At 36.9% G+C, this 13879-nt stretch carries 12 protein-coding genes; 9 read left to right on the forward strand and 3 right to left on the reverse strand.

The window, feature by feature from the left end; translation table 11 throughout:
• Positions 1-43 precede the first annotated feature (43 nt).
• The 6 genes from ACN1CD_RS09685 (at position 44) to pruA (ending at position 6962) form a co-directional block, all read left to right on the forward strand.
• The gene (locus ACN1CD_RS09685; protein WP_419130189.1) at positions 44-217 is read left to right on the forward strand and encodes a hypothetical protein; all 174 of its coding nucleotides are present in this window, start codon (positions 44-46) and stop codon (positions 215-217) included.
• A 155-nt stretch (positions 218-372) separates the two neighbouring features.
• A complete protein-coding gene (locus ACN1CD_RS09690) occupies positions 373-1683 on the forward strand; it encodes a S41 family peptidase (protein WP_419130190.1) in 1311 nt (436 codons plus the stop codon).
• Between the two features lie 3 nt (positions 1684-1686).
• Positions 1687-2730, forward strand: a complete 1044-nt coding sequence (locus ACN1CD_RS09695; RefSeq protein WP_419130191.1) for a sensor histidine kinase — start codon at positions 1687-1689, stop codon at positions 2728-2730.
• A 470-nt stretch (positions 2731-3200) separates the two neighbouring features.
• Entirely contained in the window at positions 3201-3887 is a 687-nt protein-coding gene (locus tag ACN1CD_RS09700; RefSeq protein WP_419130192.1) for a sensor histidine kinase, read from the forward strand.
• Positions 3884-4609 (forward strand): LytR/AlgR family response regulator transcription factor, encoded by a 726-nt coding sequence (locus tag ACN1CD_RS09705; RefSeq protein WP_419130193.1) that lies wholly within the window; start codon positions 3884-3886, stop codon positions 4607-4609. The genes ACN1CD_RS09700 and ACN1CD_RS09705 overlap by 4 nt, the downstream gene beginning before the upstream one ends.
• Before the next feature lie 718 nt (positions 4610-5327).
• Entirely contained in the window at positions 5328-6962 is a 1635-nt protein-coding gene (pruA, locus tag ACN1CD_RS09710; protein WP_419130194.1) for an L-glutamate gamma-semialdehyde dehydrogenase, read from the forward strand.
• A gap of 392 nt (positions 6963-7354) precedes the next feature.
• Here pruA and can read toward each other — a convergent pair whose 3' ends face one another.
• The 3 genes from can to ACN1CD_RS09725 form a co-directional block, all read right to left on the reverse strand.
• Entirely contained in the window at positions 7355-8011 is a 657-nt protein-coding gene (gene can / locus ACN1CD_RS09715) for a carbonate dehydratase (protein WP_419130195.1), read from the reverse strand.
• A gap of 5 nt (positions 8012-8016) precedes the next feature.
• Complete coding sequence (locus tag ACN1CD_RS09720; protein WP_419130196.1) at positions 8017-9621, reverse strand: SulP family inorganic anion transporter; 1605 nt, start codon at positions 9619-9621, stop codon at positions 8017-8019.
• Between the two features lie 149 nt (positions 9622-9770).
• Entirely contained in the window at positions 9771-10061 is a 291-nt protein-coding gene (locus tag ACN1CD_RS09725) for a hypothetical protein (protein ID WP_419130197.1), read from the reverse strand.
• Between the two features lie 468 nt (positions 10062-10529).
• Here ACN1CD_RS09725 and ACN1CD_RS09730 point away from each other — a divergent pair, with 468 nt between their 5' ends.
• From ACN1CD_RS09730 to ACN1CD_RS09740, 3 genes are all read left to right on the forward strand, one after another.
• Positions 10530-12071, forward strand: coding sequence for an acyl-CoA carboxylase subunit beta (locus ACN1CD_RS09730; RefSeq protein WP_419130198.1), 1542 nt, complete (start codon positions 10530-10532; stop codon positions 12069-12071).
• A gap of 230 nt (positions 12072-12301) precedes the next feature.
• Positions 12302-13465, forward strand: coding sequence for an MFS transporter (locus ACN1CD_RS09735; RefSeq protein WP_419130199.1), 1164 nt, complete (start codon positions 12302-12304; stop codon positions 13463-13465).
• The gene (locus ACN1CD_RS09740; protein ID WP_419130200.1) at positions 13465-13875 is read left to right on the forward strand and encodes a GNAT family N-acetyltransferase; all 411 of its coding nucleotides are present in this window, start codon (positions 13465-13467) and stop codon (positions 13873-13875) included. The genes ACN1CD_RS09735 and ACN1CD_RS09740 overlap by 1 nt, the downstream gene beginning before the upstream one ends.
• The last annotated feature ends 4 nt before the right edge of the window (positions 13876-13879 follow it).

Raw genomic sequence — 13879 nt, forward strand, 5'->3', positions numbered from 1 at the left:
TATACTTTGCAGCCATACATTTAAAACACTTAAACTAAGTCTTATGAAAACTAAAAAATTAGAAAAGAAAACAGTTTTTCTTTTTAAAAGAAAAGAACTTGTTAATTTGAACAAAGATCAAATGCGTAAAATTAATGGAGGAAATGGTACAAACAGCGATAGTCCAATTTCAACTGGAGCCAATATTTGTAATGAGACGATTGCACAAACGTTTTAGTTATTTGAATTGAGTCTAAAAAATTAGTCCAAATTTCATAAAATCTTAATCAATTCCATAGGGTGAACATGAAGCATACATTCATAATATTTTGTCTATTTCTTTGCATTAATTCTGAGGCACAAACTTGTAATTGTTCAACTAATTTTACTTTTATGGTAAAACAGGTTAAAGAAAATTACGTTGGATTTAAAGATAAGGTTAACAAATCAAATCGAAAACAATTTGAGGTCTTTACAGATAGCCTTAAAAAAATAGCATATAAAACAAAAGAAAGTAAATGCATTTCTTTATGCAAAGAATGGTTAGGCTTTTTTAAAGACAAGCATATGACTATTGCTTTCAATTCAAATCAACCAAAAGATTCTGTTATCAATTTTTTCTCAATGGAAGAAAAAGCAAATTGGTCAGAGACGAAATTAATATCCTACTTAGCAAACGAAAAAACAAAACCAGACCCGGTTGAGGGGATTTGGAATAACTCAACAAATACAAACAAGTTTGGAGTTGTACGTGATAGTTTAAATAAAAATGAATTTATTGGTTTTATGATAAAGGCTGACGGAGTATTTTGGATTCCGCAACAAATTAAATTCAGACTGAAAAAGGAAAATGGGACCTATCAATTTGTTTCATTTTTTGCGCGTGATCATTCAGATTATCCTGCCAGAATTTCTATAAACCGCGATACTATGGATCTTAAAGAAATAGGAAAGTTCTATAGAAACTTTCTACCAAAGCAAGATTTAAGTAGTAATCAATATAAGCCGAAGTTTAAAAAGCTTGATGATCATACTTCTGTATTGGTTATTCCAAGTTTCGCTATTGAGCTTAAAAAGGAGACGGATGACTTAATGTCCATAAATGATTCAACAATAAAGAATACAAACCATTTAATTATCGATTTGCGAAACAATTCGGGAGGGGCTGCAGATGCTTTCGAAAAAATATTACCATACCTATATACTGATCCTATACTTACGGAAGGGGCACAAGTTTTAGCAACAGATGATAATATTAAAGACGGATACGAAAGAATCTTTAATTTGGTTTCTGGAAATATAAAAGAAAGTTATAGAAAAAAAGTTTTAGAACTAAAAGCACATCGTAACCAACTTTATTTGTTATATCCTATAGATACCATTAAATTCAATACAATATTAAATAATCCATCACGCATATCCATTTTAATGAATAATGAATCAGCCAGTAGTGCCGAACTCTTTCTTTTACAGGCAAGACAAAGCACAAAAGTTAAACTTTTTGGCACTAATAGCTCAGGTTCAATCAATTACCTTGAACGTGTAGAAACCCAGATGCCTTGCAAATTTTTCACATTAGTTTATCCGCCTGCACGACTACTTAGAGCCGATAAAAAAATGGCTAATGTAGGTATTGAACCTGACGTGGAAATACCAGAAAATGTTAAAGATTGGATGCTATTTGTTAAAGAATATAAATTATAAATTTTGTACCTATTCAAAAAACATAAAGTATTTATATATCATATTTGCTTTTGGATATTTTATATTGCACTAGGTGTGTTGTTAAAAGCTTCAAGAAACTCCGCTTATGCAAGTAATATTTTAGAGAATCTACTCGCTGATATTTTAATACTAAACATTCCAACATTCTATGGCTTTTACATAAGCTGGTATGCTTATTCTAAATTTTTAGTTCCCTTAAAAACTTATAAATTAATTCTATCACTAATACTAATTTTTATTTCTTATGTTTTGGTATGGTATATAGTTGATTATTGTATCCTGCCAAAGATTGGCAAAGATTATATCCCAACATCCGAATTTAAATTCTGGCAATTTGTTTTAGTTATATTTTACATTTTTATAGAGTGTAATACTGTAGCGTTCGGTTTTCAATTTTTCAAGAAAACGTTGAATCATCAGAGACAATTAAGAGTAATACAAAATGAAAAATTAGAAATTGAATATGCATTCTTAAGAGCACAGATAAATCCTCACTTTTTAAATAACACCTTAAACTTCTTTTATGCTAAATCGTTGCCGTTATCTCAGGAATTGTCAGATGGAATAATGACTTTATCAGAGATCATGCGCTATTCTTTACAGGCTGATCAAAATAACCAATTAACACTACTAATTGATGAAATTGAACAAATAAAGAATATGATTAAAATTAATCAGTTACGTTTTGAAAATAGTCTGAATATAAATTTAATAGTCCTTGGTGATATACAAAACTTCTTAGTTGTCCCACTAACTTTGGCTACCATTCTCGAAAACATTTTAAAACATGGCGATTGTACTAATAAGAATGCTAAAGCAGAAATAAAGCTAACGATTGATAATGATATCCTAGTAGTAAACGCTTTCAACAAAAAAAAGAATAAACACAGTATTCCTTTAGAAGGAATTAGTCTCAAAAATTTACGAACACGACTTAAAAACTATTATGGGGATGGATTTAAATTAATCATAAATGATCAAGAGCTCTTCTATAGAGTTAACTTAACAATCCCAAAGAAAAACTAAAATAATTAATCAGCTACAAAATGATAAGTATATTGAAATTTCAAAGAAAATATAAATTCATATTTTATCATTTAGGCCTTTGGTTAGCATATATTATAACTAGTATTTCAGCTGGCGTTTTTACTTCGCCTAAAAATTACTCCATAAGTACACTTTATTTTTTATTTACCTTTTTACCAGACATTTATGCCTTTTATTTATGCTGGTTTATATATACTTTTTCTACTTACCCATTAAGAACGTGGCAATTAATTATTTTTTTAATTTTGGCTCATGCCTCCTACGCGGTTTTTTGGTATGTAACAGGTTATTATATCAGGCCCTTCGTTTGGCCAGATGGACCTACACCTAGACTCTTTCATTTCTTTGATTTTATTACCGTAAACTTGTATAAGTTTATCAAATATGCGATATTATCATTCAGCCTATTCTATTTTAATGAATCCTTTAAGCGTGAAAAACAGTTAAAAATGATGGAGAAAGAAAGACTTGATACTGAAAATGCTTTCCTTCGTGCGCAAATCAATCCCCATTTCCTCAACAACACCCTTAATTTCTTTTTTACCAAGTCCTTACCCCACTCAAAAGAACTTGCAAATGGCATTATGACCTTAAGCGAAATCATGCGTTACTCACTCGAAATAGATAGTGATGACCGCATGACTTTGATCGATGATGAAATCGAACACATTAAAAATGTAATAAAAATTAATCAACTCCGTTTCAACCATAAATTACAAATAGACTTTCAAATTAAAGGGAATACCCAGAATGTTCGGGTGATTCCGCTTATCTTAATCACCGTGGTAGAAAATATCCTTAAACATGGCAATTGCACAGATAAAAATTACTCTGTAAAAATCTTCTTAAACATTAACGAGGCAGATGGCTATGTATATTTAAATACCTTTAACCTAAAGAAAAAAGGACCAAAGGAACTTTCGAGTGGAATAGGATTAGACAATATTAAAAAAAGACTTGCCCATCATTACCAGAAAAAGTTTATTTTGAACATCACCGAAACTGATCAGGATTACTTATTAGATCTGAGCATCCCTTTCAGTACAATGGCCAATGAGGTTAATCAAGCCAATCAGATTAATTTATTAGAGCAGTTCACCTTGCAAACCATAAAGCCTAAACCTTACACCTCATGATTAATTGCATTATTGTTGATGATGAAGATCATGCCATTGAAGTAATCCAACATTACCTAAAATCTATTTCTGCGATACAGATTTTAGCCACTTTTACCAATCCGATTGATGCACTTAGTTTTTTAAACAGTAACCCGGTAGACCTTATTTTCCTGGATATCCACATGCCCGAAATTTCTGGCATCGAATTCATCCAGACGATGAATAGTAAAGAAACTCAGGTAATATTAACCACCGCCTACAAAGAATTTGCAACCAATGGTTTTGACCTCGATGTGGTAGATTATTTGGTTAAACCCATTCCCCTAATTCGTTTTCTCCAGGCGATTGGCAAGGCTCAAAAAATTATCAACATTAAAAAATTGGGCCCACCAGATAACCATCAGGAAAATGATTATTTCCTGGTTAAAACAGAAGCCAAAGGAAAAATGCTTAAAATAAACATTAAGGAAATTGATTTTGTGGAAGGAATGAAAAACTATGTTGCCTTCCATCATAATGGTACCAGAACACTGGCTTTATTAGCCATGAAGGATGTAGAAGACAGGCTTCCTAAAGCAAAATTTATCAGGGTGCAAAAATCATTTATTGTTGCGCTCAACAAGATTACCTCTATAGATGGAAACCGGGTCATTTTAAAAGGGATTTCGGCAGAAATATTAATTGGCGAAACCTACAGAAAAGATTTTTTAGATATGATGAAGCAAAAATTACTGCTCTAAGGGAAAATGCCGCTCTTAAAACCCGCTCTTTCGTTTATACCCAATCTGAATGCATAATCGTCAGAGCATGTTTGCCTCATACCTACTGCCACCATCAGCACTTTTTCACAAATAGTCACAAAAGTTCAATAGTACTTAACATAGTTAACGCCTTAGGATTAAGTTCACGTAAACCTTTTTCATGTAAACTACCAGAAGTTTTATTACTCCCAATAAGTTTAGCCATATCTGGTTGTGTTAAGCCAATCTGCTAAACTTTAATTCAAATTACACCATCCGAGAAACAAATTTACGAGAAATATCTTTTTGTTTCTCCATAAATTGTTTCTCCAACCCGAAACATTTTCTTTGGAAACTATTTTTTGTTTCTCGAGAAATTGTTTCAGATTCTTTATAGACGTATATGGAAGCTTTTAATGATTATGCGAACTACCTAATGAACTGTCTAAATTTCATGAATGAATATCAACTTGCGAAGTTTTGGTGGCCGTTGTTGGGGGAAATACTTCGAAAGTTTTGTGGTATTATCATCGAAACTTGCGAAATTCTTCAGCGCACAGGCTTTGGAAATTTCGTAAGTTGATAAATTATAATTTTTAGGCAGCTTCTTAAATTAACAAATTTAACGTTTAAGTATACGTACGGTTTTCTTTACCAAATAAATAGAATTCCATCCCTCAAAAAGCATTACCTTTGGGCAACTCATAAAAAATACACTATGCTTAAAGGATTTTTTAACGTACCCACACCGGTAAACGAACCTATATTAAACTATGGCCCAGGCAGTAAAGAACGTGCACTTTTAAAAGAAGCATTAGCCGAAGCCCGCTCACACCAACAAGATATTCCAATGTACATCGGCGGGAAGCCTGTTCATACCGATAAAAAAGGAAAAGTTGTTGCCCCACACGATCATCAACATGTTTTAGCCCAATTCAGCATTGGCGATAAAACGCACATCTCACAGGCAATTGATGCAGCTTTAGCAGCGAAAGAAGATTGGGAAAACCTTTCCTGGGAACACAGAGCAGCTATCTTTTTAAAAGCCGCAGATTTAATTGCAGGCAAATACCGTTATAAATTAAATGCAGCGACCATGCTAGGTCAAAGCAAAAATGCTTACCAGGCAGAAATTGATGCCGCTTGCGAGTTGATCGACTTCTTACGTTTCAACGTGAGCTATATGGTAGATATTTACAAGCAACAACCTCCAGTTTCGCCACGCGGTAGCTGGAACCGCGTAGAACAACGCCCTTTAGAAGGCTTTGTATTTGCACTTACACCATTCAACTTTACTGCAATTGCAGCAAACTTACCTGCATCTGCAGCAATGATGGGAAATGTAGTGGTTTGGAAACCAGCAGATACGCAAGTTTATGCGGCCAATCTATTAATGGAAATTTTCCGCGAAGCGGGTTTACCAGATGGAGTGGTTAACCTGGTTTATGCAGATGGACCAGAAACAGGTGAAGTAATTTTCAATCACAAAGATTTCGCAGGAATTCACTTTACAGGTTCTACGAAAGTTTTTCAGGAAATCTGGAAAACTATTGGTACAAACATTCATAAATACAGATCATATCCACGCATTGTAGGAGAAACTGGCGGTAAAGATTTTATTCTTGTTCACCCTTCTGCGCAAACCGATATCGCCAGTACCGCAATTGTACGTGGCGCGTTTGAATACCAGGGGCAAAAATGTTCTGCAGCATCAAGAGTGTACATTGCAGAAAGCATCTGGCCGGAGATTAAAGAATTAATGCTTCGCGATTTAGCAACATTTAAAATGGGCGGCACGGAAGATTTCACCAACTTTATCAATGCCGTAATTGATGAGCGCTCTTTCGATAAATTAGCGAAGTACATTGATCAGGCGAAACAAGACGAAGGCGTAGAAATCATCGCTGGTGGTAATTATGATAAGAGCAAAGGCTATTTCGTAGAGCCTACTGTTCTGGTTGTAAATGACCCGAAATACACCACCATGTGCGAAGAGTTATTTGGCCCGGTGTTAACGATTTATGTTTACGCCGATGCAGATTTCGATTCAATTTTAGAAGTAATTGATACCACATCACCTTATGCCTTAACTGGTGCCTTAATAGCCCAGGATCGTTACGCTATTGATAAAGCAGCACACGCTTTACGCAATTCGGCAGGTAATTTCTACATTAACGATAAATGTACAGGAGCCGTTGTAGGTCAGCAGCCATTTGGTGGCGCAAGAGGTTCAGGTACTAACGATAAAGCGGGTTCGATGATTAACTTGTTACGCTGGGTTTCTCCACGTACCATTAAAGAAGTTTTCGAATCACCAACAGATTACCGCTATCCTTTTTTAGCTGAAGATTAATAAAAATCAGTCATCCAATGAAGATGGGTATTTCGTCCGCTTCATTGGGTGACTTAATAACATCTATAATTGATAACCTCTGAAACCTTCAGGGGTTTTTGTTTTTAAAAGCACTTCGAAAAGCAATTGAAGATTCCATGATCGCCTTAACCTAAGACCTTAGTGCCTAAAAATAGAAAGCCCCGACTAATGCCGGGGCTTTCATGACTTATTAAGCGGGAGTTCGATAATGGTTTATTCTTATTTTAACCACCCCGCCCTTTGGGCACCCCTCCAAAGGAGGGGAATGGCGATCGTAATTCCCCTCTTTTAGAGGGGTGGTCGCAGACCGGGGTGTTAAAAGCGGTGATATTGGTCGAATCTCAGCTTAAATATATCCATGAAGATACATCTTACCCAATCTTAAATGCAGGCGTTACATCATCCAGGCAATTACTAGTCACTTCCATGTCTTTGATAATTCCTGTTTTCAAACTATAAACCCATGCATGTACCGATAATTCCTGGCCATTTGCCCAGGCAGCCTGTACAATAGAGGTGTTCATAATATTTGATGCACCCTCAATCGCATTGAGTTCTACCAGGCGATCGAACCTTTCTTCAGGATCTGTAAGGATAGCCATTTCACTTTCGTGGGTACGGTAAACATCGCGAATATTTCTCAACCAGTTATCAATAATCCCCACCTGCTTATTACCTAAAGCCGCTTTTACACCACCGCAGCCATAATGGCCACAAACAATTACATGTTTCACTTTCAACACATTTACCGAATAATCCAGAACGGAAAGCATATTCATATCCGTATGCACCACCACATTGGCAATGTTTCGATGGACGAAAATATCACCTGGTTTGGTGTTTGTAATCTGGTTGGCAGGTACACGGCTATCAGAACAACCAATCCACAACACCGGCGGACGCTGGCTCTCAGAAAGTTTATCAAAAAAGGCAGGATCTTTAGTAATCATATCCTTCACCCAATCTTTATTTCCCTTTAATAATGCTTCGTATGATATATCTTCTGTTTCTATTGTTTTTGCACACATGATTTTTATTTATTAATATCTTCTACAAACTTGTTGGTTAATTTGGGCACAGCATAATGTTTCTGTATATGCTCCAGGGTTACTATAATACCTTTTGTGTAGGCATTATGCTTGTAATTGAAAATGGTTTCCAAAACATCGGGATCAATGTATCTGGCATTTGAACCATCGATAATTACATTTGTTTCGCGAGGAATATTCATTAAAACCACCTGTATCGCTGCCTTATTTAAGAAAGATACCTCTTCGGCCAGTTTAATCCTGATGTTCTTTTTATCGCCATCATTGCTGATTCTATAAAAGAAAGGGTTCCGCATGTTGGTACGCAATAAATAAAATATTGATAATAGCATACCCACGGCCACACCTTTAAGTAAATCAGTAAAAAGAACAGCCAAAACCGTAACTACAAAGGGCACAAACTGATCCCATCCCTTATGGTACATGTGTTTAAAAAGGCTTATTCTGGTTAGCTTGTAACCGGTTACCAATAAAATTGCAGCCAGACAGGAAAGCGGAATCATATTAATTACCTGCGGGATAAACAGCAATGATAAAAGCAGCCACAAGCCATGGAAAATCGCAGACATTTTAGTCCGGCCGCCAGCGTTTACGTTAGCAGAACTCCGAACGATTACAGATGTCATGGGTAAACCACCAACCATTCCGCTGGTAATGTTACCTATCCCCTGTGCAATCAATTCCCGGTTTGTTGGAGATACTCTTTTAATCGGATCTATTTTATCAACAGCTTCGATACTCAACAGCGTTTCCAAACTCGCTACAACGGCAATGGTGACGGCCACAATGTAAACGTTTTTATTGGCCAGCTGAGAAAAATCTGGCATGGTGAATAAACCCAATAAACCATTGAAACCACTCACAACCGGAATTTTAACCATTTGATCTGCACGAAGTGGATAATCCGTTCCAGCGAAAAAAAGTGTTCCTAAAATCCCCAAAGCCACCACTAATAATGGGGCAGGCACAACGGCTAATTTTGGAAATTTAGGCCAGATAATTAAAATCGCTATTGCCAGTAAACTGATCACCACTGCTGCAAGGCTAAAATGACCGATTGCTGCAGAAATTGCAGAAAAGGTATTCTCATGATCCTGCTGAAAAAAGCCTTCATCACCACTAAAATCGGTATCTACGCCCAGGGCGTGCGGCAATTGCTTCAATATTAAAATTAAACCAATGGCTGCCAGCATACCCTCAATTACGCTTGATGGAAAATAATTTCCGATAGTTCCGGCTTTTACCAAACCCAGGATTAATTGAAAAACCCCAGCCAAAACAACCGCCAGTAAAAAGGTCTGATAATTACCCAAGGAGGTAATCGCACCTAACACAATCACCGTTAATCCAGCGGCAGGCCCGCTCACACTTAACTGCGAGCCGCTACACGAGGCAACAACAATTCCACCAATAATTCCAGTAATTAAACCCGCAAATAATGGTGCACCAGAAGCCAGGGCAATACCTAAACATAATGGCAATGCCACTAAGAACACAACAATACTGGATGGAAGATCTCTTTTAAGATTCTTTTTAAGAAAATACTTTCTGACGTCCGAGCCTGCTGAGGCCGGGTTAAACTTTTGCATAACGATATAATTATCTGGTAAATTTTAACGAATAAATCGCGGGGATTTTCTTAAGATAATTTAAAGGATGCAGTAATTACCTGGCCATTAGCCACGTATTTACATCAGCACAATAAAAAGAATTCTAAAAATTTACCCCAATAAAAAAACTAGATAATGTTTGGCGGAGGTGTGGGTACTGTAGGATGATATGGATCTACGTATCGTTTGAAATGCTCAATAAAACTGCTCTTCAATACAATGTGACTGGAAGAGAATTCATAAGAAAAAATAGGATGATTTAATTCTAAAAGTTTAAAATCGTTAAATTTCGAAATTTCTTTCGATGAATCTTTACCGCCGTCATGCTCCAATTCAATCTGCATGATCACAGCATTCATAATGTCCTTATCGATACACTTACAAAATACCGGCGCGCCAGATATAACCATCTTCGCCATGAAGATGAACATGAACGCACTGACAATGATATATTTGTACTTTCTAAAAAACATTTGATTTTCTAATCCTGTTCTAATGTTGTATCGCAAAAATAGAAGGATAATTGACTTTTCAAAACTTTGTGTTGTAAAACAAATGTAATTTAAGGAAATTAACTCGCTATCCCTGAATAATCTACTGAATTACAGGCGTTTTAATTTTCATCTCTAAATCTACTGCTAGTTTAAAAATTTATTTCTTTTAGAAACTGTCTAAATCTCGTGAATGAAGATCAATTTGCGAAGTTCTGTTGGCCTCTGTTGAGGAAATACTTCGCAAGTTTTATGGTATTGTCATCAAAACTTGCGAAATTCTTCAGCGCACAGCCTTTTGAAATTTCGTAAGTTGATAAATTATCATTTTTAGACGGCCCTAAACCTTGCAATACCAATGGTAATTTCTAAATTTAAAATCTCATTACTTCTGCGATGGATAAAAAAATAGCACTACTTCAGGATAAAATTAAACAGGCCAGTTTAGGTGGTGGTCAGGCCCGTATTGATAGCCAGCATAAAAAAGGTAAGCTAACTGCACGTGAGCGCATTCATTTTTTGATGGATGAAGGAAGTTTTGAGGAAATAGGCATGATGGTTACCCACCGAAGTACCGATTTTGGAATGGAACGCGAGCAGTATTTAGGCGATGGCGTGGTAACGGGCTACGGAACCATAAACGGTCGTTTAACTTATGTTTTTTCTCAGGATTTTACAGTTTTCGGTGGATCATTGTCTGAAACTCATGCCGAGAAAATATGCAAGTTGATGGATATGGCAATGAAAAATGGTGCACCATTAATCGGACTTAATGATAGCGGCGGTGCCCGCATTCAGGAAGGAGTAGTTTCTCTTGGTGGCTATGCCGATATTTTTTATAAAAACGTTCAGGCATCTGGTGTTATTCCACAATTATCTGCCATAATGGGCCCCTGTGCCGGCGGCGCCGTTTATTCTCCTGCCATTACAGATTTTATTTTGATGGTAGAAAACACCTCTTATATGTTTGTTACCGGCCCTAACGTAGTAAAAACAGTTACCCATGAAGAAGTAACCTCCGAAGAATTAGGAGGTGCAACTACACATGCTACAAAATCTGGCGTAACCCATTTTGCCTGCGCCAATGAAATTGAGGCCATTAATCAGGTGAAGAAGTTATTGAGCTATATGCCTCAGAACTGTGAAGAAATTGCAACCCCCTTAGCTTATGAAACCGGAGATGAGAGCAGGGCGGCATTAAATACTTTTTTACCGCTTAATGCATTGCAGCCTTACGATATCCGGGAAGTCATCACTACTGTAGCAGACGAAAATAGTTTTCTGGAGATTCATAAAGATTTTGCTGAAAATATCGTGGTTGGCTTTGCCAGGTTGGCTGGCCGGAGTATCGGTATTGTGGCGAATCAACCCGCCTATTTAGCTGGAGTATTAGACAGCAACTCCTCCACAAAAGCCGCCAGGTTTGTCCGCTTTTGCGATTGCTTCAATATTCCATTACTGGTTTTCGAAGATGTACCAGGTTTTCTGCCAGGAACAGATCAGGAATGGAACGGCATCATCACCAATGGCGCCAAACTGCTTTACGCTTTTAGTGAGGCAACTGTTCCCCGCATTACCGTAATTACCAGAAAAGCCTATGGCGGTGCGTATGATGTAATGAATAGCAAACACATTGGCGCCGATATGAATTATGCTTGGCCAAGTGCGGAGATTGCCGTAATGGGCGCAAAAGGTGCCGCAGAAATTATATTTAAACGAGAGATAACTGCAGCAGAAAATCCAGAAGAAAAATGGCTGGAGAAAGAGAAACTATACTCAGATATTTTTGCAAACCCCTATCGCGCAGCAGAAAGAGGCTTTGTAGATGAGGTAATTGAACCTGCACAAACCCGTATGAAGTTGATAAAAGCATTTAAGATGTTAGAAAATAAAGTGGTAAATCATCCCCGGAAAAAACACGGAAATATACCCTTGTAAGGATGGAAAATGGGTGAGGGAAGATGGTAGAGGGAACAAATCCCCGTCATCCATTTATACATTTTACATATTATCTCCATCATCGATTTTACATATAAGAGATGGATGAGGTAAGATGATAGATGGAATAAACCCCATCATACATTTTGACATTATACATTTTACATATTAACTCCATCATCCATTTTACATATTCACATTTTACATATTAACTCCATTTTACATCTTAAATGTTAAAACGTATCGACATCCTGCTAATGGCCTTTTGCACCGGCCTTATTGTAGCCAACATTTATTACTGCCAGCCTCTGGTCATCCTGATTGCAAAAGATTTCAAGATTAACGAAACCGATGCAGGAAGAATTACCTACATCACCCAAATTGGCTACGCAATAGGTTTATTTCTTTTAGTTCCGCTTGGTGATATGTTCGAGCGAAAAAAACAAATTTTAATCATCACTGGCTTAGCCATTATAGCTTTGTTATTAGCGGCAGTTTCACCAACATTTTTTCTGCTTGAGGTTGCATCCTTATTAATTGGAATTTGTTCCATTGTTCCACAACTCATTTTGCCACTTGCCGCTAACTTAAGTACGGATAAAGACCGCGGTGCTAACATCGGCATGATTATGAGCGGATTGTTAGTCGGGATCCTTGCTTCCAGGGCAGTAAGTGGAAGTATTGGCTTTTGGTTAGGCTGGAGAGCAGTTTATTACATGGCATCAGGCATCTGTTTGTTATTAATTCTATTAATGGCCAAACGCTTTCCACAAAGCTTTCCTGCATTTAAAGGTTCATATAAACAGTTAATGAGTTCGATGTTTAGCTACATTAAAACACAACCCGTTCTCCGCGAAACATCCATTATTAATTTTCTGGCTTTTGCCATTATCAGCGCATTCTGGACAACCATGGTATTGTTTTTAGCTAATCCACCCTTCAATTTTCAAACCTTACAGATTGGTTTATTCGGAATTGCTGGCGCAGCAGGTGCCTTAGCCGCACCACTTGTGGGTAAACTAAGCGATGGCAACAACCCCCGCAAAAACCTGATGATTGGCTTCATCCTTCAATTAATCAGCATTGTATTATTCTATTTCACAGGCAGTCATTTATACCTTTTTGTTATCGGTATAGTATTGATTGATATTGGTCAGCAAGCCATTCACGTAACCAATCAAACCCGGATATACACCCTCATCCCTGAAGCCAGAAACCGATTGAACACCATCTTTATGTCGGTAAGCTTTATTGGCGCCAGTTGTGGCTCGGCATTCGGCTTATGGCTTTGGGGCCATGGTGGCTGGGCCCTATTCTGCTATGGAATAGCTGGAATCACCTTCCTTAATATTTTAATTTATCAGTTTTACGGCAGAAAGAAAATAACAATATAATGCTCATCCAAATCGAACAAATTTTCCCATCGTTAACCTGGAAAATCCGGCACGAGGTAATGTATCCGGAATTGCCTTTTGATAGCGTAAAGTTGGCAGATGATTTTGAAGGCATCCATTTTGGATTATACGTCGACCATAAACTTACTGGCGTGGTATCGCTGTTTCATGATGGCGATGTTTACCAGTTCAGGAAATTGGCTATTCAATCCAATCAACAAAAATCAGGCTTAGGAACACAATTAATGCAGTATATCTTAGATTTTTGTAAAATTCAGAAAGCATCAAAGCTTTGGTGTAACGCCAGGGTAAATGCTAAAGAATTTTATTATAAATTTGGCTTCCACGAAACCGAAAAAACCTTTTTTAAAGATGGGTATGATTTTGTGGTAATGGAGCGGGAATTTTAGATGG

The sequence above is a fragment of the Pedobacter sp. N23S346 genome (assembly GCF_048515415.1).
Taxonomy (GTDB): domain Bacteria; phylum Bacteroidota; class Bacteroidia; order Sphingobacteriales; family Sphingobacteriaceae; genus Pedobacter.